The following is a 19,382-nucleotide window of genomic DNA, read 5'->3' as shown; positions in this document are numbered from 1 at the left end:
GGACCCTTGGCCAGGTAGTTGGCCGGGCACTTGGCCGGGCCTTAGCGGGGCACCTGACCGGGCACGCCGATGAGTTCGACGCGTTCGTCGACGCCGACCGTGCCGGCCTGGCCGTCCGCGCCGCCCGTCGCGCGCTCGGCGGAGCGGGCCGAGGCGGCCTCGGACGCCGGGGGCTTCTCGTCCGCGCACACCGTCCCCTCGGGCGGCAGCACGCCGTCCGCGAGATAGCGCACGACCGCGTCCCGGGCGCACTCGCTGCGTCCGAACGCGGTGTGGCCTTCGGCCCGGAAGGTCAGCAGCCGGGCGTTGTCCAGCATCCCGCTCAGCGCCACGGCGTCGCGGTACGGGGTGTCCGGGTCGCCCGTCGTCCCGAGCACCAGCAGCGGCGCGGAACCCTCTGCGGTGTAGGGGCCTTCGTGGCGGCTCGCCCGCTCGGCCGGCCAACGGGTGCACGCCGGCGCGTGGTTGTGGTCGTAGGTCGGCGGGCCGTACGCCATCGTCGGCCCGAGCAGCGGCGCCAGCCGGGACGCCGCGGCGAGGTGCGCGGCCAGCTTGAAGTCACCCTCGGGGTACACCCGGTCGTTGCACTCGACGACGACGTTCGGGGTCAGGAACGCGAACGAGCCGGGCGAGGGCGGCGCGAGGAGGAAGGACGCCGGGTCACGCGCTTCCGCCCGGGCCAGCGCCGCGGCGAGGTCCGGCCAGTCGGCCCGGCCGCCGTTGATGTTGAACATCAGGCGGTACACGAGCGTGTAGCCGTTCGCGGTGCCCTTGCCGGGAATCGGCACCGGGTCAGCGTCGAGCGAGCGAACGAGCCGGTCGAACGCGCCGCGCGGGTCGCCGCCGCCGAACGCGCAGGCGTCCGGGCTGGATCCGCACCAGTCGAGCAGGCGCCCGACCGCCCGGTCGAGGGCCAGGAACTGCGGGAGGTCGTAGCTGTACGGGCGTTCGGCGTACGCGATCGGGTCGTACGCGCCGTCGAGCGCCATGGCCCGGACGCGCTTCGGGTGGGCGTCGGCGTACACCGTCCCGATGAAGGTGCCGAACGAGCGGCCGTAGAAGGAGAGTTGTTCCTCGCCGACGGCCTCGCGGATGAGGTCGAGGTCGCGGGCGACGTATCCGGTGCCGACGTGGGAGACGCGGTCGGCGGAGTTGCGCAGGCAGGCGGCGTTGAAGTCCTCGGCCTCGGCGACGGCCCGGTTCAGGCCGTCGGCGCCGGGCCGGCCGAGGGCGCGGGTGACCGCCTGCAAGTACTGCGTGTCGTCCCAGCAGCGCACCTGCGCGGCGCGTCCGACACCGCGGGCGTCGAAGCCGAGGACGTCGAAGCGGTCTCGCAGTTCGGCGGGGAGGTCGGCGTAGTTGCCGCGCACGAAGTCGACGCCGGAATTGCCCGGGCCACCCGGTTGGAGGACCAGGGGGCCGATGCGGCGCGCGGGATCGGCGGCCTTCACCCGGATCAGCGGGAGGTCGAGGGCGGCGTCGGCGGGGTGGCGGTAGTCGAGCGGGACGCGAGCGGTGGCGCATTCGTAGGGGATCCCGGGCGCCTGCGGATCGGGGCAGGCGGTCCAGGTCAGTGCGGGCGCGCGGGGTGGCTCGGGCGGCACGGCGGGGTCGACCGCGGTGACGGGTGAGGCGAGCAGCGCGAGGGCGGCGAGAGCGGCGGCGATCACGCTCCGATGCCATCACAGCACCGTCGGTATGTCCCGCAGGCGTCACCCGTACGAAAACATCTTCTTGAAAAGTAACTTCATATGAAGATACTTAGGGAAGATGAAGATGCTCGCCCAGGCCGACACCTTGCGGCCGACACACCGTCGGTCGGAGCGCCGACGCTCCGTCAGGCAGCTCGGGAGGAGAACACGATGACGTGGCAGCCCGCCCCCGCCGACCCCTGGGTCCGCGACGTGAACCGGGGCGCGGTCCCCCTGCTGTCCGACGAGTACGGCCCGCCGCTCGACGCCGACGACCTCCTCGGCGAGGCCCGCGCCCGCACCGGCCTGGACGACTTCGGCGACTTCGACGGCGGCGGCTTCGAGGAGCCGCTGCGGGTGCTCGTGCGCGCCCTGGAGACCGAGGGGCGACTGAACCTGCTGGGCCGCTACGAGGTCCGCCAGCAGATCCTGCGCCTGCTGGAGGTACGCCTGCACCTCGCCCGTTACCTCGGCGACGACCCCGGGGTGCTCGACGAGCCGATCGACGCACCGCTGTTCGTGACCGGAGCCCCGCGTACCGGCACCTCGATCCTGCACGCCCTGCTGTCGCGCGATCCGGCGAACCGCGTGCCGGAGAGCTGGGAGTTCCTGCGCCCCGTGCCGCCGCCGGACCCGGCGACCCGGGACACCGACCCGCGCATCGCGCTGGTCACGCGCGAACTGCGGCTCACCGCGATGATCGCTCCCGGCTTCGACGCGATGCACGAGCGCGGGGCGCGCATGCCCAAGGAGTGCATCTCGGCGCAGGCGATCGCGTTCCGGTCCGAGGACTTCCCGGGCAAGTTCCGGGTCCCGTCCTACGCCGCGTGGCTGGCTTCCTGCGACATGGGGCCCGCGTACCGCGCGCACCGCGTGGTGCTGCAAGTCCTCCAGCGCCGCACCGGCAGCGCGGGACGGCGCTGGGTGCTGAAGGCCCCGCCGCACCTCGGCACGCTGGACGCCTTGTTCGCGACGTACCCCGACGCCCGGGTGGCGGTGACGCACCGCGACCCGCTCAAGGTGCTGGGCTCGCTGGGCAGCCTGCTGGCCACCATCCACGCGACCCACAGCGACGCCGTCGACGCACCCGAACTCGCCGGCACCCAGGTCGATTTCTACGCTGACGTGCTGGCCCGGTACACCACGCTGCGGCGCGACGGCAAGGCCGATCCGGCGGTGTTCCACGACTCGCACTACGCGGACTTCCTCACCGACCCGCTCGGCACGGTCGAGGCGCTCTACGCCCACTTCGGCCTGCCGCTGGACGACGGCGCCCGGGCGGCGATGGCCGCGTACCTCGCCGACCGCCCGCGGGGCAAGCACGGCGCCCACTCCTACGCGCTGGGCGACTTCGGCCTGGACGCCGAGGCCCTGCGGCCCCGGTTCGCGGACTACCAGGCGTACTTCGCGGTCCCCGAGGAAGGCGGTCGGGCATGAACCCGGACAACACGCGGCCCGGCACCCCGGACATGCCGGCCACCGGCTCCGACGCGGCCCTTGGGGGCGGCGACGCGGCGGCCGCCTGGCGGGACTTCTGCGCGCGGATGGCGGACGTCGGGGAACGCATGCTGGCACCGGAGTTCCCCGGATCCGAGACCGACCGGGCGGAAGGCTTCCGGCACCTGGCGAACCAGGTCGCGTGCTGGCTGACGTACCAGCTCGGTTCGACCGATCCGCGCCACCCGGCGCTGTTCACGCACAACAACCTCGTCTACCGGTGGGGCGGCCCCAACGTCGACCAGAACGCGCGCCGCGCGCCGGTCGCCGCGGACGGGCTGTACCGCCTCTCGGTGGTGATGAACTCCTGCGAGAAGTTCATCGTGCAGGTCAAGCCCGGCAACATGCACATGGGCGTACGCGGTGTCCTCGCCGAGGTCGACTCCACCGCACTGGGCCTCGGCCCCGGCGGCACCGCCGAGATCCTGCTGTCCGCCGAACGCCCCGCGGGGCACGAAGGCCCGTGGATCGAACTCGCCCCCGCAGCAACGCTGCTGCACGTACGCGACTACTACTACGACTGGCGGCCGGAGCAGCCTGCCATGTTCGCGCTGGAACGCCTCGACACCGCCGACCGGCCGCGCGTCCCGCCGACCGGCGCGGACATCGCCCGACTGCTGGACGGCGCGGCGTCCATGGTGGAGAACTCGATCGGCTACTGGAACGACTGGGTCGAGCGCACCGCCACCGCCCAGCCGCCCAACACCTTCTCGGTCCCCGCGTTCGTCGAGGGCGGCGTGCAGGACATCGTGTACGCGTTCTCCGACATCCGGCTCGGCCCGGAGCAGGCCCTGGTGGTCACCGTCGCGCCGGACCAGGCCGCCCAGTGGAACGCGCAGTTGCAGTCCATCGGCTGGTTCGAGTCGCTGGATTTCGCGCACCGCCCGACGTCCGTCAACCAGCACCAGGCCCACCGCAACGCGGACGGCACGGCCACGCTCGTCATCGCGGGCCGCGACCCGGGCGCCCCCAACTGGCTGGACACCGAGGGCCGGGCCCGGGTCTTCTGCACGCACCGCTGGACCGGGCCGCGGGAACAACCGCTGGTGAAGGCCGAGTTGGTCGCGCTGGACCGCGTCTTCGAGTCCCTGTCGGCCGGCACACCCCGCGTCTCCCCCGAGGAACGCACCGCACAGATCCGCCGCCGCGCCGAACACGTCGCCTGGCGCTTCCGCGCGTGAGCTTGAACGGCGGTCCGCGCCGATGAGTTCAGCCGCATCGCCCTGAGGGCGAGGGGGCAGGTCCGCCATTCGGCGGCCTGCCCCTTCGGTGTCCGGTCAGACGTCTGCCGAGCCGGTGCGCCCGTCATGGGCGTTCAGCGGGTCCCGGCAACCGGCAACGGTTACGCGTCGCTTTCGCGGCGGCGGCGTACGGCCAGGACGAGGACCACACCTGCCGCGAGTACGCCGACTCCGGTGGCCGTTGCCCAGGCGATACGGGCACCGCTGGCGGCCAGACCGTCGGGGCCGGGCGGGTTCGGGCCGACGGTTGTCCCGCCGTCGGTCCCGCCGCCGGAACCGCCGTTGCCGTCACCGGAGTTGCCGCCGGAGTCACCGCCCGAACCGCCGCCCGAACCGCCGTCGGTCGGGTTCGGCGGCACGGGCCGGGAGGTGCTCGGCTCCGGACCGGGCGGCGTGGACGTGGTGCTGGTCGGCTCCGGAGGCGAAGTCGGGCTGGTGGGCGGAGCCGAGGTGGTCGGCGGAGCCGAGGTAGTGGGCGGAGCCGAGGTGGTCGGCGGAGCCGAGGTAGTGGGCGGAGCCGAGGTAGTGGGCGGAGCCGAGGTAGTGGGCGGAGCCGAGGTAGTGGGCGGAGCCGAGGTAGTGGGCGGAGCCGAGGTAGTGGGCGGAGCCGAGGTAGTGGGCGGAGCCGAGGTAGTGGGCGGAGCCGAGGTAGTGGGCGGAGCCGAGGTAGTGGGCGGAGCCGAGGTAGTGGGCGGAGCCGAGGTAGTGGGCGGAGCCGAGGTAGTGGGCGGAGCCGAGGTAGTGGGCGGAGCCGAGGTAGTGGGCGGAGCCGAGGTAGTGGGCGGAGCCGAGGTAGTGGGCGGAGCCGAGGTAGTGGGCGGAGCCGAGGTAGTGGGCGGAGCCGAGGTAGTGGGCGGAGCCGAGGTAGTGGGCGGAGCCGAGGTAGTGGGCGGAGCCGAGGTAGTGGGCGGAGCCGAGGTAGTGGGCGGAGCCGAGGTAGTGGGCGGAGCCGAGGTAGTGGGCGGAGCCGAGGTAGTGGGCGGAGCCGAGGTAGTGGGCGGAGCCGAGGTAGTGGGCGGAGCCGAGGTAGTGGGCGGAGCCGAGGTAGTGGGCGGAGCCGAGGTAGTGGGCGGAGCCGAGGTAGTGGGCGGAGCCGAGGTAGTGGGCGGAGCCGAGGTAGTGGGCGGAGCCGAGGTAGTGGGCGGAGCCGAGGTAGTGGGCGGAGCCGAGGTAGTGGGCGGAGCCGAGGTAGTGGGCGGAGCCGAGGTAGTGGGCGGAGCCGAGGTAGTGGGCGGAGCCGAGGTAGTGGGCGGAGCCGAGGTAGTGGGCGGAGCCGAGGTAGTGGGCGGAGCCGAGGTAGTGGGCGGAGCCGAGGTAGTGGGCGGAGCCGAGGTAGTGGGCGGAGCCGAGGTAGTGGGCGGAGCCGAGGTAGTGGGCGGAGCCGAGGTAGTGGGCGGAGTCGAAGTCGTGGGCGGAGTCGAAGTCGTGGGCGGAGCCGACGTCGTGGGCGGAGCTGTCGGCTCGTCGGCGGCGCAGTGCACCTCGACGTGGCCGATCTCCAGGCGCGTCACCGGACCGCTGTAGACCTGCCTCCCGGCCAGGTCGTTGAGGACGGCGTCGACCGACACGTCCACCCCGGCCGCCGCACTCGTGAGCCCGGCGACCGCCGAGCCTGAGTCGGGCTCCTGGTACGGGGTGAGCTCGACGGTGAGCGTGTTGACGCCGAGTTCCGGCCGGTTGAGTTCCGCACCCGCGACGGTGAGGACGGTCGTCCCGACGCCGACCGGGCGGCCGACCACCCGGATCAGGCTCGCGTCCGTGCGGGCGTACGCGAAGGCGTAGGGCCCGTACGGCTCCGGAATGCACTCGGCGTAGGTGTCGACGGCTCCCGTCAGCCCGCCCGGGTTCTGCACGTCGACGAACTCGATGCCGTTCAGCTGCACCGTCATGCCGCTGGTGTGCGTCTGCGCGTACACCTTGGCGGCGGACCGCCCGGTGCGGCTGTCGGCGCCGCCGATGGTCACGTAGTTGAGGACGCCGTCCGGATCGGAGAAGTCGCCGGGGTCCTCCGACTCCGGAGGCGGGGTCTCGGCCTCGCCATAGCTGCCCGAGAAGGTCCGCAGGCCGAGCGGGTCGACCTGCTCGATCCTCAGGTCGAGCAGTTGCGCGTGGGCGTACACGGAGTCGGCCGCGGAGGCGGACCCGCCGCCCGCGGCGTGGAACAGCAGCGACAGCACGGCCACCCCGGCGGCGGCGCCGACGAGCGGGGTGCGGAGGGCGTTCAGGCGTGAGGATCGGGGCACCCCGACATTCCTGGCCCGCACGGGAGAAAAGAACTCGGGCGTACGCCCGTCCGGGGCGTCGATTCACCCGCGCGGCCCCACCGGCGCCGCGCCCGCGCCGGCCGCGACGCCGAACCCGGCGGCCGCCGACTCGGCGGCGCCACCCCATATCAGGGCGGAACGCACCACAGAGGGATTCCGCGTACTCCGGCGTGCGTCCGCGCCAAGTCCGCGCGCGGGTACCCGGTCGGGCGGTGCGGCGGCGGCAGGATGCGATGATGGCCGAACCGGTGCCCACGTTCCCGGTATTGCGTACGTCGTCTGCGAAGGACCCCACATGAGCTCCCCCACCCCCGCGTCCGCCGGCTCCCCCGTCGTCACCGCCGCCGATCGCGCCGCCGCCGGCACGGTGCTCGCTCGCGAGGCCGCGCGGTTCGCCGCACTGGGGTGGATGCGCGGTACGTCGGGCAACCTGTCCGTGGTCATATCGCCGGACCCGGTGCGCCTCGCGGTCACCGCGAGCGGCCTCGACAAGGGCGAACTGGGCCCGGACGACCTGGTCGTGGTCGACTCCGCGGGCGTCCCGGTGCCGGCCGACCAGGGTCCCGGCACCCCGCGCAAGCCCTCCGCCGAGGCGGCGCTGCACGCGCGCGTCGTCGCCCTGACGGACGCTCAGGCGGTCTTCCACGTGCACACGCTCCAGGCGGTGCTGGCGGGCGCCCGCTGGCCGGGCGGCGTCGAGCTGTCCGACATGGAGATGTTGAAGGGCATCGGACGCTCCGCGCACGACGACAAGGTCGTGATCCCGGTCATCGACAACAGCCAGGACATGGCCGAGCTGGGCGACCGCCTGGAGGCCGCGATGGTCGAGGGCGTCCCGGCGGTGATCGTCGCCTCGCACGGGATGTACGTCTGGGGCAAGGACCCCCTCCAGGCCCGGCACCACGTCGAGATCATCCAGTGGCTCCTGGAGTACAAGGTCGCCACCTGACCCCGGTCCGACGGCTGAAACGCCGTCGGCCCACCGTGGCCGACCGGGCCGACCGGGCCGACCGCGCATCCGCGTCCCGGTCGGCCGCACGCCCGCGCACGGGCCTGCACCCCGGGGCGCGGGCGGTTCGGCCGTTGCGATCCGCCGCCCGGGGCCCTGCTCGATCGGATATTCGGAGCGCCGTCGGCGAGCGGTCCGGGAACGCGTCCGACCGCTGACGACTCGATCGCCGTGGGTCACGCGCGCGGTTCGGTGACGCCTTCCTCGCTGACGATGGCGTCGATCAAACGGGCCGGGGTGACGTCGAAGGCCGGGTTGAAGGCGCGGGAGCCTTCGGGGGCCACGCGGACGCCGCCCCATTCCAGGACCTCGGCCTCCGGGCGCTCCTCGATCTCGATCGCGCCGCCGTGCGCTGTCGCCGGGTCGAAGGTGGTCCGGGGGGCCGCGACGACGAACGGGATTCCGGCGTCGGCGCAGGCCAGCGCGACGCCGACCGAGCCGATCTTGTTCGCGGTGTCGCCGTTGGCCGCTATTCGGTCCGCGCCGATCACCGCGACGTCGACGAGCCCCCGCAGGATCGTGCTCGCGGCGGCGCCGTCCGGCTGGACGAAGTGCGGGATGCCCTCCTGGTCCAGCTCCCACGCGGTCAGTCGGGAGCCCTGGAGGAGCGGCCGCGTCTCGTCGGCGTAGACGACCTCCAGCACGCCGCGCTGATGCAGTTCGCGGATGATACCCAGCGCGGTGCCCCACCCCGCGGTCGCGAGCGATCCGGTGTTGCAGTGCGTCAGCACCCGCAGTGGGCGGCGCTCGACGCGCTCCAGGATCCAGTCGGCACCGTTGGCCCCGATCGCCTTGTTGGCCGCGACGTCCTCGCGTACGACCGCGTCCGCCTCCGCGACGACCACCGCCACGCCTTGGGGCACCAGCGGCAGTACGCGGTCGACGCCGCCGGCCAGGTTGACCGCGGTGGGCCGGGCGTCCCGGATGCGCCGGACGGCGTCCCCCAGTGCTTCCCCGGTCCACCCCTCACGCTCGGCCTGGAGCATGGCGATCGCCACACCGTACGCGCCTGAGGCGCCCAGTGCGGGTGCGCCGCGCACCGCGAGGCGGCGGATGGCGTCGATGAGCGTGTCGACGTCCGTGACGTCCAGGCGCACGATCTCGCGCGGCAGCGCGGTCTGGTCGATGAGGTGGAGCCCCTTGCCGTGCCAGGCAAGCGAGCGTACTTCGATGGTCACGAGCGGTTCCCCTGGGCTGCGGACGGGACGAGGGACGGAACGAGGGACAGGATGCGGTCGGGCCGCGGTCGGCCGGCGGGGTGGGGTCCGGCCTGCGTCGATCGTATGACCGGGTTGTTAACGGGACGCAACCGGATTCGCCGTAAGGGCGCCCACATGCTGGACATATTGACCACCTGGCGAGACGGGGTGATAGGTTCCCCGAAACCCGCCTGGTGTGATCATCACATCGGCGTCCCACCGTCCTCGGAGAGGGGGTCAGCCGTGGCCGAGTCGCCCCGCGTCCGCACGCGCCTCCGCGCGAACGCGCACGTCGAAAACGCGTACGTCGTATACGACGTACGCGACGCACTCATGCATTCCCACGGCTGCCCGATGGCGTGCGCACTCCCGCCCCTCGCATCCGGTCTCCCCGGCGCCGCCTCGCTCCGCCGCCGCTGTTCCTGTCGCTGAAGCACCGTGCGCGCGTCCCCGCAGAGCCGGTCCTCATCAGCGGATCCCCCGCAGGACCCCCCGAAGCCCAGCACGTTCCCGGCGCGGCCCGCTCCCGCGCGCAACGTTCCCGAACACCCGAGGACCCCCATGCACCGCAAGACCTCCCGCCGCCTGGCGTTCACCGCCGTCGCCGTCACCACCGCCCTCGCCGCGACCGCGTGCAACGCCTCGAAGGACGACGACAAGGCGTCGGGCACCGGCGGCTCCGGCGACAAGTCCCTCGTCCTGGTCACGCCCGAACCGGTCGGCCTCAACGACTTCCTCAAACTCGCCCAGCAGGGCACCGAGTCGGCCGCCGAGAAACTCGGCGGCTCGGCGTCCACGCTGGAGAGCAAGGACCCGACGGCGATCCAGCAGAACGTGGAGAGCGCCGTCCGTAAGAAGCCCGCCGTGGTGGTCGCCGTCGGCTTCGAGTTCGACGACGTCATCGCGCAGCAGGCCCAGGCCAACCCGAACCAGCAGTTCCTGCTGGTCGACTCCTGCACCAAGCAGTCCTTCCCGAACGTGACCTGCGCGGTGTTCCGCGAGCACGAGGGCGCTTTCCTGGCCGGCGCCGAGGCCGGGCTGCTGACCAAGACCGGCAAGGTCGGCGCGGTCGTCGCGATCGACTCGCCGCAGATCCGCCGCTTCTCCGACCCGTTCGGCGCCGGCGCCAAGCACACCAAGGGCGACTCGGAGTTCACCCAGCTCTTCGTGGGCGGCCAGAACCCGTTCAACGACCCGGCGCGCGCCAAGGAGCAGACCACCTCGCTCAAGACGAAGAACGTCGACATCGTCATGGGCGCCGCGTCCGCCGCGGGCAACCTCGGTGTCTTCGACGCCGCCAAGACGAACGGCCAGCTCGCGTTCGGCGTGGATGTCAACCAGTGCTCCAAGGCGGTCGGCACCGTCGTCGACAACGTGATCAAGCACACGGACGTCGCCATCGAGAAGGCCGTCGAGCAGATCACCGGCGGCAAGCCCGGCGGCGTCGCGTCGTACGGCGTCGCCGAGGGCGGCATCACGCTGACCGGCCTGGAGCCGAACGTCGGCTCGTCGCAGTGCACGATCGCGGAGCACCCGGAGGTCATCAAGGCCGTCACCGATCTGCGCGACAAGATCGTCGCGGGCACGCTGACGGTGGCCGACCCGGTGCAGGCCAAGTAGGCGGGACGGAACGGCAGTTGAGCCGTCCGATCCGGCGGTTGAGCAGTTGAGCAACACGCAGTAGGAAGACAAAGCAGCAACACGCGGTAGCAACGCGGCAGTACGGCAGTTCCGGCAGTGCCAGGCGGTTCCGCCCCGGTGCCGCGGCCAGGAGGGCGTCCCCCCTCCTGGGCGCGGCACCGGCGGCACATCGCGGCGCGGCTCCAGGTTCCGAACGGAAGTCGACAGATGACCGATACGTCCACTCGTCCCGGCGCGTCCTCCGACGCCTCCGCGGCGCCCGAGGTGGAACTGCGCGGCATCGTCAAGCGGTTCCCCGGGGTGCTGGCCTGCGACCGCGTGGACCTCGCGGTCGCCACCGGCGAGGTGCACGCCGTGATGGGCGAGAACGGCGCCGGCAAGTCCACGCTGATGTCGGTGCTGTACGGCCTCCAGCGCCCGGACGACGGCCGGATCATCCTGCGCGGCACCGCCCACCGCTTCACCTCGCCGCTCCAGGCCATCGACGCCGGACTCGGCATGGTGCACCAGGGCTTCAAGCTGTTCCCGTCCCTGTCGGTCACCGAGAACGTCGTCTACGGCTCCGAACCGCTGCGCCGCGGCCTCGTGGACCGCGCCGCCGCCCGCGCCCGGGTCGCCGAACTCGTGGACCGCCACGGGCTCCGGGTGCCGCCGGACGCCCGCGTCGGCGACCTGCCGGTCGGCGTCCAGCAGCGCGTCGAGATCCTGAAGCTGCTCTACCGCGACGCCCGCGTCCTGATCCTGGACGAGCCGACCGCGGTCCTGACCCCGGCCGAGGCCGAGCGGCTGCTCGACGTGGTGCGCGGTCTCGCCGCCGCGGACCGCACGGTGCTCCTGGTCACCCACAAGCTCCACGAGGTCATGGCGGTCAGCGACCACGTCACGGTGCTGCGCGACGGCCGCGTGACGGCCCGTCTGACCACCGCGGACACCGACCCGGCGGCGATCGCCGCGGCGATGACCGGGCGCGAGATCGACCTCGACAAGCGCCACCCGGCCGGGCGTCCGGCCGACGAGGTGCTGTCCGTGCAGGACCTGACCGTGGCCGCGGCGCAGCGCGACGCCAAGCCGCTCGTCGAGGCGGTCTCGCTGCGCGTGCGGGCGGGCGAGATCGTCGGTGTCGCTGGTGTGGCGGGCAACGGGCAGAGCGAACTCGTCGAGGCGCTGGCCGGGTTGCGGCCGGCGGCCGCGGGGCGGGTGGTGGTCGCCGGGACGGAGGTCGTGGCCGGCGGCAAGGGTGTGAGCGTGGCGCGGCGGCGGGCGGCGGGGCTCGCGTACGTCCCGGAGGACCGCGGCGAGGTCGGTGCCGCGCGTACCGCACCGCTCGCCGACAACCTGGCGATGGGCTTCCACCGCCGCGCGCCGATAGCCGGGCGCGGCGGGCTGCTGCGGCGCTCCGCGATACGCGAGCACGCCGCGCGCGTCATCGAGCGCTTCGGCGTGAAGGCGGCCTCGGGGGCGGTGTCGATCGGCACACTCTCCGGCGGCAACCAGCAAAAGGCCATCCTGGGCCGCGAGATCACCCACGACGCACCACTGCTCGTGGTCGAACAGCCCACGCGCGGCGTGGACATCGGCTCGATCGAGAACATCCACGCGCGACTGGTCGAATACCGCGACGCGGGCCACGGCATCCTGCTGGTGTCGGCCGAACTGAGCGAGATCCTGGCGCTGTCGGACCGCGTCCTGGTGATGTACGAGGGCCGCGTGGTCGCCGATCTGCCGCGTGCGGAGGCCGATGTGGCCACGGTGGGGCTGGCGATGGCCGGCGGGACACCTGCCGCTGAGCGGGCGGGGACGGATCCGCCCGGGGCGGCTTCGCCGGGAGCGGGTTCACCGGGGGCGGAATCGCCGGGAACCGATGCGCGTACCGCCGTACCGCGGCAGGTTGCGTCGGAGGTCTCCGAGGCGGCCGAAACGCCCGCCGCACCTGGTGAGTTCGACGCCGCGGGCGGTACAGGTTCCGCAGCGGTCTCCGACCCGCCCGGCTCGGACTCCCCGGGCGCCGACTCGAACTCCCAAGCCGCGACCAGCCGTCCGACGACCCGACGCCCGACAGAGCGCGATGCCGACCATGACTGATCACAAGCGTCCCTCCCCCGCCCCCGGCACGTCGCCGGGCCCCGGTGCCGTCCTCGGGTACGCGCGGCGCGCCGTGCTCTCGCCCGTCACCGCCGCGATCGCGGCGAGCTTCGTGGTCGGGGCGATCATCCTGGCCTCGACCGGCGCCGACCCGTTCGCCGCGTACCAGGCGATCTTCGAGACCTCGCTGGGCGGCGAGGGCATCAGCGACACCGCCACCAAGTCCATCCCGATCGTCGGCATGGCCGTCGCGCTGGCGATCCCGCTGCGCGCGGGGCTGGTGAACCTGGGCGGCGACGGCCAGTTGGTCCTGGGCGCACTGGCCGCGGCCGTGGTGGGCCTTTACGCGCCGTTCCCCGCACCGGTCACGGTCGTCCTCGCGCTGCTCGCCGGGATCCTGGCGGGCGGGCTGTGGGCCGCGCTGGCCGCGCTGCTCGAAACGGCGTGCGGCGTACCGCTGCTGGTCAGCAGCCTGCTGATGAGCTATCCGGCGATCTCGCTGGTGTCGTACCTGATCCGCTTCCAACTCCTGGAGGAGGGCTCGGGGATCCCGCAGTCGGAGCGGCTGCCGGACGGCGTACGGCTGCCGGAGTTCGCCGCGGACGGGGGTCTCGGGACCGGCATCAGCATCGGGGTCTTCCTGGTCCTCGCCGCGGCGCTGGTGTTCGCGTTCGTGGAGGCACGGACGTCCGCGGGGTTCGAGCTGCGGATGACGGGGCGCGGCGCGCGGTTCTCCGCCTACGCCGGTGTCGACCGGCCGCGCCTGACGATCCGCCTGATGTTCGCGTCGGGCGGGCTCGCCGGGCTGGTCGGCGCGATCATGGTGCTCGGGTTCCCGTACCGGCTCACGGACGGCGCGCTGACGACGCCCGCGTACACCTGGACCGGGCTGCTCGCGGCGCTGCTCGCGGCCGCGTCACCGCTCGGCACGATCGTGGCGGGCTTCTTCTTCGCGGTGCTGACGGTCGGCGGCTTCGGGATGGAGCAGGAGACGGCCGTTCCGCAGCAGCTCACTTCGGTGCTCCAGGCGGTCATCATCCTGTTCCTGGCGGTGCGCACGGGGGTGTTCGCGAAGGCGACCTGGCTGCGCGGCCGTCGGCCGGGGCGGGTGCCGCGGGGCGGCGAGGTGTCGGGCGGGCCACCGCGGATCGAGGCGCCCGTGCCCACCGCCGAGACCGGAGGCCGGTGACATGTCCTTCGACGCCGAACTGATCTTCTCCGCGCTGCGCGCGCTGACCCCGGTGCTGTTCGCGGCCCTCGGCGGGGCCCTGTGCGAACGCGCGGGAGTCTTCAACGTGTCCCTCGAAGGGACCATGCTCACCGGCTGCTTCGCGGCCGTCGCGGGAAGCTGGTACACGGGCAGCGCGTGGGGCGGCGTGCTCGCCGCGGTGCTCGCGGGCACCGCGTTCTCGGCGATCCTCGCCGTCGGCGCGGTCAGCCTCGGCGCGGACGCCGTCGTGGTGGGCATCGCGCTCAACCTGCTCGCGGTCGGCCTGACCGGGTTCCTGCTGCGGACGGTGTTCGGCACGCAGGGCACGTTCAGCGACCCCGACCTCAAGGGCCTCGAACCGGTCGACATCCCCGGTGTGGAGTCGATCCCCTTCGTCGGCGACGCGGTGTCCGGGCACTCCCCGCTGATCTACCTGTCGTGGGTCGCGGTCGCGGTCATCGCCGTACTGCTGTCGCGCCACCCGTGGGGCGTGCGCCTGCGCGGGGTGGGCGAGGCCCCGGAGGCCGCGCAGAGCCTCGGGGTGAGCGTCGCGAAGTACCGGTACGCCGCCGTCCTGACCTCGGGCGCGCTGTGCGGTCTGGCCGGTGCGCAGCTCGCGCTCGGCAACGTGACGCTGTTCTCCGAGAACATGACGGCGGGACGCGGCTGGATCGCGGTCGTCGCGGTGATGCTCGGCCGGGCGCTGCCGGTCGGCGTGCTGCTCGCGGGCCTGCTGTTCGGGCTCGTCGAGGCGATCGGCTTCCGCTTGCAGGGCGAGGGCATGCCGCAGCAGGCCGCCGACGCCGCGCCGTACGTCATGACGCTGATCGCGCTGTTCCTCGCGACCCGGCCGCGGTTCCGCGACGGCCTCGTGCGCCGCAGACCGCGCGACACCCCGCCCGGCGGAGCCGACGCCGACCGGGGCGGCGGGGGCGACCGCGACGCGTTCGCCCCGGTGTCCCCCGTACCCAGCTTGGAGACGAAGTCATGAGTTCCGCCGCCCGTCCCGCCGTCCTGCCGATCACCAAGATCCCCAGCTCGGGTCTGCCCCGGTACGCGGTCGTCGTCGGCGACCCGGCGCGCGCCGGGCTGGTCGCGAAACTGCTCGACGGTGCCGAGCAGATAGGCGGGAACCGCGAGTACGTGACGTATGCCGGAACGTGGCGCGGTGTGCCGGTCGTCGTCTCCTCGCACGGCGTCGGCGGCCCGGGAGCGGTCTGCCTGTTCGGCGAACTCGCCGAAGCGGGCGTGACGACCATGATCCGGCTCGGCACCGCGGGGGCCATCGCGCGCGGCATCGGCGACGGCGACCTGGTGGTGGCCGAGGCGGCGGTGCGCGACGACGGGGTTACGCAGCAACTCGTACCGGCCGAGTTCCCGGCGGCCGCGACGCCCGAGGTGGTGCTCGCGCTCCAGGGCGCGGCGCGCGAACACGAGGCGGTGCACCACCGGGGCACGGTGTGGACGCGCGCGGCGTTCCTGCCGGGGGTGCTGGAGCTGCCGATGAAGCCGTACCAGCGGGCGGGGGTGCTGGCGATCGAGATGGAGCTGTCGGCCCTGCTGGTGTTCGCGGCGCTCAACGGCCTGCGGGCGGGTGGCGCGCTGGTCATCGACGGCATCGCGGCGGACGACCTGGTCGACGACGAGGGCAACAGCAACTACGACCCGCACCGCAAGGTCGTCGCGGACGCCGTGGAGAAGGCCGCCCTCGTCGCGCTGGACGCGGTGTGGCGGCTGGCCCAGGACGACGGCGCGTGACGGGGGCGTCCGTGCGGGGATCGTCGGGTGGGGGTTCCGCGGCTTCGGCGGCTTCTCGCGGTTCCGCGGCTTCTGGCTCTTCCCGCGCTTCTCGGGGTTCCGGCGCTTCTCGGGCGCCGCTCGACGCGTCGACCGAAGTCTCCGCGACGCGCGGCTTCGTCGGCCGTACGTCTGCCGACGCCCGCGACCCGCGCCTGCCTCCCGGCCAGTACGACGCGCACGACTCCTTCCCGGTACTGTCCGCTGAGGTCACGCCCGAACTCGCCGCCGCCGACTGGACGTTCCGCATCGACGGACTCACGGCCGCGCCACGGACCTGGACGTGGGACGACGCCCGCGCGCTGCCCGCGAGCACTTACGAGGGGCCGATCCACTGCGTGACGTCGTGGTCGAAGCCGGTCACCAGGTTCACGGGCGTGTCGCTCGACGAATTCCTCGACATGGTAAGGCCGTTGCCCGCCGCGACCCACGTGGTGGCGTACGCGCACACCGGTTACACCACCAACCTCGCGCTCGACGACCTGGTGGGCGGAAAGGCGTGGATCGCGTTCGACTACGACGGCGAGCCGCTGACGCCCGCCCACGGCGGTCCGGCACGGCTGCTCGTACCGCATCTGTACTTCTGGAAGAGCGCGAAGTGGATCGCCGGACTGCGGCTGCTCGACCACGACGAGCCCGGCTTCTGGGAGCGGAACGGCTACCACCACCGCGGCGACCCGTGGGCGGAGGAACGCTATGCGGGAGACTGACACGACCACCGGGAATCCCCATCGACTTCCGGCAATACCAAGGGAGTCGACCGAATCCCCGCCGCTGCCTGCCCTTCCGGACTTCGCCGCTCCCGGTCGGGTGGCCCCAAGCCTGCGCGGCAAGGTCGACTGGCAGAGCGGCGAGATCGTCGAACTCCGCATGGAGACACGGCGCATGCTCACCGTGCGCCTCGCGCTGCCGGTGTGGAACGCGCATGTGGCCGGCCAGCATTACATGGTGCGTCTGACCGCCGCCGACGGCTACACCGCGCAGCGCCACTACTCCGTCGCCTCGGCGCCGGACGACACCGGGCACATCGAATTGACCGTCGACCGCGTGGACGGCGGCGAGGTGTCGGGCCACTTCCACGACGTGGCGCGCGTCGGCGACCGCATCGAAGTACGCGGCCCGCTGGGCGGGTTCTTCGCGTGGGCGGGCAACCGCCCCGCGCTGCTGATCGGCGGCGGGTCCGGCCTCGTGCCGCTGGTCGCGATGCTCCGCCACCAACGCGGCCGCGCGGCCGCCGCTTCCCACCCGGCGGCATCCGCACGTGACATCCCCGTCGAACTGCTCGCGTGCGTACGCACACCCGAAGACCTGCCCTACCGCACCGAATTGACGGGCGATCAGGTCACCGTCGTCCACAGCCGGACGGCTCCCCCGGGCCTGCCGACCGGGCGCCTGACCCCCGGCATGCTCGCACCGTACGCCGCCCGCGCGATCGCCGAGGACCGCGAGGTGTACGTCTGCGGGTCCACCGGATTCGCCGAGGCGGTGGGCCGCATGCTCACGCGGGCGGGCGTACCTCCGACGCGCATCCGCCTGGAGCGGTTCGGGGACGCGGTTCCGGAGCAGGAGAACCGCCGTACCCGCGGATGACAGGAGACGACACACACCGGTCGGATAGCGCAAGCAATCGGCAGCCGACCGTTCGGCATCACGAAATACCCTGTCATGCAAGGAATTTCGCACCGACTACTCGGACGTATCCCTTGCTCCGGAACGGCCCGCGCCTGGACCATTCGGCTGGGCGGGCGGCGCTGCCCGCCGGGGAGGGGGAACGAAATGGCCATGCCGCTTCCGGTCGCCACCGGAACCTGGAACGTCGTCCCGGGTGAGGGCGGGAAGCTCGCGGGGAGCGAGTTCCTGCACGGCGCGGTGCACCACGTCAGCTACGTGTACCCGGCCGCGCCCGCGACGGCCGCCGACTACAAGCTCGACGGCCAGTGGACCAACAGCATCGGTGCCGCCGCGGTGTTCAAGACCGTCGGGATGACCGCGTTCCGCACGAACATCTCGACGGTCGTGGTGCCGGCGCTCACCAAGGACGCGTGCTCGCTGGACCCGGTCATCGCCTTGGTGGTCGACCTGCCGCCGGGCTGGGAGTGGTGCCCGGGGACGGGCGTCCAGCAGGTCTTCACCGTGCGGCCCAACCTCGGCCCGCTCGCCGAGGTCTGCCACCTGGCGCACCACCTGCTGGCGATGCGCTCGACGATCGAGGCGCGCCGCCGCCAGATGGCCAAGCTGAACGTCCCGGAAGTGTCCGTCACGACCGACGCCGGACGCGAGAAGACGGAGAAGACCACGTCGTACCGCCTCAACTGGACCGACGTGCTCGCCGGGGGCCGCGGCGCGGTCGTGAAAGCGCTCCAGGCGGGCCCGCCGACGCAGATGATCAGCGGGCCGCCGTCCAAGAACCCGCAGAACCAGGAGATGAACCGCGTCGTCGCGGCCGAGATGTTCAAGGCCGACGCGGGACTCACGCAGCTTGAGCGGCTCGGGCTGATCGACCTCGACGGCAAGAGCGGCAAGACGTTCATGCCGTCCAAGGGCAAGCTCGTCGTGCTGTCCCCCGACCGGAGCGCGGACCTGCACGCCGCGTACAACCACATCCGGTTCCTGCTCTACATGGAGTGGCGCGGCGTCCACGAACTGCTGATCTGACGATGCGCGCGGGCGACCCCGGGGTGGGCGGGGGCGGCGCGTTGTGTGGGCTCTTCGGCGTGGACGACACCGGGTACGGACGAAAGCATGAACCCGCTCCCCCGCGCCACATCCTCCGGAGGTCCGACCGTGCACATCGCCATTCCGCTCTACCCCGGGTTCACCGCCCTCGACGCGGTCGGGCCGTACACCGTCATGGCTCTCACTCCGGGCTGCGAAGTCTCTTTTGTGGCCTCCGAGTTGGGCCCCGTCATCGACGACCAGGGCAAGCCCACCCTGGTCGCGACCACCACCTACGCCGCGCTCCCCGGCCCGGACATCGTCATCGTTCCCGGCGGCCCCGGAACCACCGAAGCCCTCGGCGACCGCGCCCTCCTGGACTGGCTGACCGCCGCCGACGCCCACACCCGCTGGACCACGTCCGTCTGCTCCGGATCCTTCATCCTCGCCGCCGCCGGCTTCCTCACCGGCCGCAAGGCGACCTCCCATTGGGGCTGGCGCGACCAACTCGCCGCCTTCGGCGCCGAACCGGTCGCGGACCGCGTCGTCTTCGACGGCAAATACGTCACCGCCGCGGGCGTCTCCTCCGGCATCGACATGGCCCTGACCCTCGTAGCCCGCGAAACCGACGACCGCACAGCCCAAACCGTCCAATTGGCCATCGAATACGACCCCGAACCCCCCTTCGACACCGGCTCCCCCGAAAAGGCCCCCGCCGACCTCCACGCCGAAGCCATCGCCCTGATCAACACCTGACCCGTCACCATGCCGGCCAAATGGCCTGGTGCGCCCCGCCACCCCGCAATCCGCCGAGCAAGTTCGGTCCCCTGCTCGGTTCCGAGGGCGTTTCAGCGACGGTCGGGGCGGCGGATCGGGCTCGGCCGCGGCAAGGGCGGTGGCACGCGGTGACTCTTGATGTCCATCGGGTCGATCGGGAGACCGGAGGCCGGACACCGGTCGCCCCGCTGCGGACCGCCATGGGATGCGAACCGGGTGGGCCGTACATCGATGCGTACCGGGACTGTCGGTGTCCGGGGGCCTCCGGGGCGTCGCGGTGCGGCCGGGGGTCGATGTGTGAGAGCCGGTGGCCACCCCT

General features: G+C 72.7%; 17 protein-coding genes. 14 read left to right on the top strand and 3 right to left on the bottom strand.

Annotation, left to right across the window (positions count from 1 at the left end; all coding sequences use genetic code 11):
- Positions 1–41 precede the first annotated feature (41 nt).
- A complete protein-coding gene (locus ACRX5S_RS22415) occupies positions 42–1,670 on the bottom strand; it encodes an alpha/beta hydrolase (protein ID WP_436774822.1) in 1,629 nt (542 codons plus the stop codon).
- Positions 1,671–1,862: 192 nt separating this feature from the next.
- Between ACRX5S_RS22415 and ACRX5S_RS22410 the strand changes: the two genes are divergently transcribed.
- Both ACRX5S_RS22410 and ACRX5S_RS22405 read left to right on the top strand, forming a co-directional pair.
- Complete coding sequence (locus ACRX5S_RS22410; protein ID WP_436774821.1) at positions 1,863–3,128, top strand: sulfotransferase family protein; 1,266 nt, start codon at positions 1,863–1,865, stop codon at positions 3,126–3,128.
- Complete coding sequence (locus ACRX5S_RS22405) at positions 3,125–4,369, top strand: DUF1214 domain-containing protein (RefSeq protein WP_436774820.1); 1,245 nt, start codon at positions 3,125–3,127, stop codon at positions 4,367–4,369. Before ACRX5S_RS22410 ends, ACRX5S_RS22405 begins: the two co-directional genes overlap by 4 nt.
- A 161-nt stretch (positions 4,370–4,530) precedes the next feature.
- Here the strand turns inward: ACRX5S_RS22405 and ACRX5S_RS22400 are convergent, their stop codons facing one another.
- Positions 4,531–4,788, bottom strand: coding sequence for a hypothetical protein (locus ACRX5S_RS22400; protein WP_436774819.1), 258 nt, complete (start codon positions 4,786–4,788; stop codon positions 4,531–4,533).
- Positions 4,789–4,798: 10 nt separating this feature from the next.
- On the opposite strand from ACRX5S_RS22400, the gene ACRX5S_RS22395 reads away from it, so the two are divergent.
- The 3 genes from ACRX5S_RS22395 to mtnB all read left to right on the top strand — a co-directional run bounded on the left by ACRX5S_RS22395 (position 4,799) and on the right by mtnB (position 7,642).
- Positions 4,799–5,953 carry a hypothetical protein gene (locus tag ACRX5S_RS22395; protein ID WP_436774818.1) on the top strand — a complete coding sequence of 385 codons (1,155 nt, stop codon included), beginning with the start codon at positions 4,799–4,801 and terminating at the stop codon, positions 5,951–5,953.
- 291 nt (positions 5,954–6,244) lie between these two features.
- On the top strand, positions 6,245–6,397 hold the full coding sequence (locus ACRX5S_RS22390; RefSeq protein WP_436774817.1) for a hypothetical protein: 153 nt from the start codon (positions 6,245–6,247) through the stop codon (positions 6,395–6,397).
- Positions 6,398–6,988: 591 nt separating this feature from the next.
- The gene (gene mtnB / locus ACRX5S_RS22385) at positions 6,989–7,642 is read left to right on the top strand and encodes a methylthioribulose 1-phosphate dehydratase (protein ID WP_436774816.1); all 654 of its coding nucleotides are present in this window, start codon (positions 6,989–6,991) and stop codon (positions 7,640–7,642) included.
- Between the two features lie 236 nt (positions 7,643–7,878).
- Here the strand turns inward: mtnB and mtnA are convergent, their stop codons facing one another.
- Positions 7,879–8,880 carry an S-methyl-5-thioribose-1-phosphate isomerase gene (gene mtnA / locus ACRX5S_RS22380; RefSeq protein WP_436774815.1) on the bottom strand — a complete coding sequence of 334 codons (1,002 nt, stop codon included), beginning with the start codon at positions 8,878–8,880 and terminating at the stop codon, positions 7,879–7,881.
- A 582-nt stretch (positions 8,881–9,462) separates the two neighbouring features.
- On the opposite strand from mtnA, the gene ACRX5S_RS22375 reads away from it, so the two are divergent.
- The 9 genes from ACRX5S_RS22375 to ACRX5S_RS22335 all read left to right on the top strand — a co-directional run bounded on the left by ACRX5S_RS22375 (position 9,463) and on the right by ACRX5S_RS22335 (position 19,042).
- On the top strand, positions 9,463–10,521 hold the full coding sequence (locus tag ACRX5S_RS22375; RefSeq protein WP_436774814.1) for a BMP family ABC transporter substrate-binding protein: 1,059 nt from the start codon (positions 9,463–9,465) through the stop codon (positions 10,519–10,521).
- A 228-nt stretch (positions 10,522–10,749) separates the two neighbouring features.
- Positions 10,750–12,624 carry an ATP-binding cassette domain-containing protein gene (locus tag ACRX5S_RS22370; protein ID WP_436774813.1) on the top strand — a complete coding sequence of 625 codons (1,875 nt, stop codon included), beginning with the start codon at positions 10,750–10,752 and terminating at the stop codon, positions 12,622–12,624.
- Positions 12,617–13,813: an ABC transporter permease gene (locus ACRX5S_RS22365; RefSeq protein ID WP_436774812.1), complete on the top strand. Its 1,197-nt coding sequence runs from the start codon at positions 12,617–12,619 to the stop codon at positions 13,811–13,813. Before ACRX5S_RS22370 ends, ACRX5S_RS22365 begins: the two co-directional genes overlap by 8 nt.
- Position 13,814: 1 nt before the next feature.
- The gene (locus ACRX5S_RS22360) at positions 13,815–14,825 is read left to right on the top strand and encodes an ABC transporter permease (protein WP_436774811.1); all 1,011 of its coding nucleotides are present in this window, start codon (positions 13,815–13,817) and stop codon (positions 14,823–14,825) included.
- Positions 14,822–15,592 carry a nucleoside phosphorylase gene (locus ACRX5S_RS22355; protein WP_436774810.1) on the top strand — a complete coding sequence of 257 codons (771 nt, stop codon included), beginning with the start codon at positions 14,822–14,824 and terminating at the stop codon, positions 15,590–15,592. Before ACRX5S_RS22360 ends, ACRX5S_RS22355 begins: the two co-directional genes overlap by 4 nt.
- A 194-nt stretch (positions 15,593–15,786) precedes the next feature.
- Positions 15,787–16,341 carry a sulfite oxidase-like oxidoreductase gene (locus ACRX5S_RS22350; RefSeq protein WP_436774948.1) on the top strand — a complete coding sequence of 185 codons (555 nt, stop codon included), beginning with the start codon at positions 15,787–15,789 and terminating at the stop codon, positions 16,339–16,341.
- Positions 16,328–17,221: an FAD-binding oxidoreductase gene (locus ACRX5S_RS22345; protein ID WP_436774809.1), complete on the top strand. Its 894-nt coding sequence runs from the start codon at positions 16,328–16,330 to the stop codon at positions 17,219–17,221. Before ACRX5S_RS22350 ends, ACRX5S_RS22345 begins: the two co-directional genes overlap by 14 nt.
- Positions 17,222–17,407: 186 nt before the next feature.
- Complete coding sequence (locus tag ACRX5S_RS22340) at positions 17,408–18,286, top strand: hypothetical protein (protein WP_436774808.1); 879 nt, start codon at positions 17,408–17,410, stop codon at positions 18,284–18,286.
- A 129-nt stretch (positions 18,287–18,415) separates the two neighbouring features.
- The gene (locus ACRX5S_RS22335; RefSeq protein ID WP_436774947.1) at positions 18,416–19,042 is read left to right on the top strand and encodes a DJ-1/PfpI family protein; all 627 of its coding nucleotides are present in this window, start codon (positions 18,416–18,418) and stop codon (positions 19,040–19,042) included.
- Positions 19,043–19,382 lie beyond the last annotated feature (340 nt).

Source organism: Yinghuangia sp. YIM S09857 (assembly GCF_051388915.1).
Taxonomy (GTDB): Bacteria; Actinomycetota; Actinomycetes; order Streptomycetales; family Streptomycetaceae; genus Yinghuangia.
Note: the sequence above shows the minus strand (reverse complement) of the source record. Positions and strands in the feature narration are given on the sequence as shown.

Bases quoted from the DNA above. Each gene is read 5' to 3' on its own strand.
- ACRX5S_RS22345 (WP_436774809.1), top strand. From the start codon at position 16,328: ATGCGGGAGACTGACACGACCACCGGGAATCCCCATCGACTTCCGGCA.
- ACRX5S_RS22375 (WP_436774814.1), top strand. From the start codon at position 9,463: ATGCACCGCAAGACCTCCCGCCGCCTGGCGTTCACCGCCGTCGCCGTC.
- ACRX5S_RS22365 (WP_436774812.1), top strand. From the start codon at position 12,617: ATGACTGATCACAAGCGTCCCTCCCCCGCCCCCGGCACGTCGCCGGGC.
- ACRX5S_RS22370 (WP_436774813.1), top strand. From the start codon at position 10,750: ATGACCGATACGTCCACTCGTCCCGGCGCGTCCTCCGACGCCTCCGCG.
- ACRX5S_RS22405 (WP_436774820.1), top strand. From the start codon at position 3,125: ATGAACCCGGACAACACGCGGCCCGGCACCCCGGACATGCCGGCCACC.
- ACRX5S_RS22410 (WP_436774821.1), top strand. From the start codon at position 1,863: ATGACGTGGCAGCCCGCCCCCGCCGACCCCTGGGTCCGCGACGTGAAC.
- ACRX5S_RS22340 (WP_436774808.1), top strand. From the start codon at position 17,408: ATGGCCATGCCGCTTCCGGTCGCCACCGGAACCTGGAACGTCGTCCCG.
- ACRX5S_RS22360 (WP_436774811.1), top strand. From the start codon at position 13,815: ATGTCCTTCGACGCCGAACTGATCTTCTCCGCGCTGCGCGCGCTGACC.
- mtnB (WP_436774816.1), top strand. From the start codon at position 6,989: ATGAGCTCCCCCACCCCCGCGTCCGCCGGCTCCCCCGTCGTCACCGCC.
- ACRX5S_RS22355 (WP_436774810.1), top strand. From the start codon at position 14,822: ATGAGTTCCGCCGCCCGTCCCGCCGTCCTGCCGATCACCAAGATCCCC.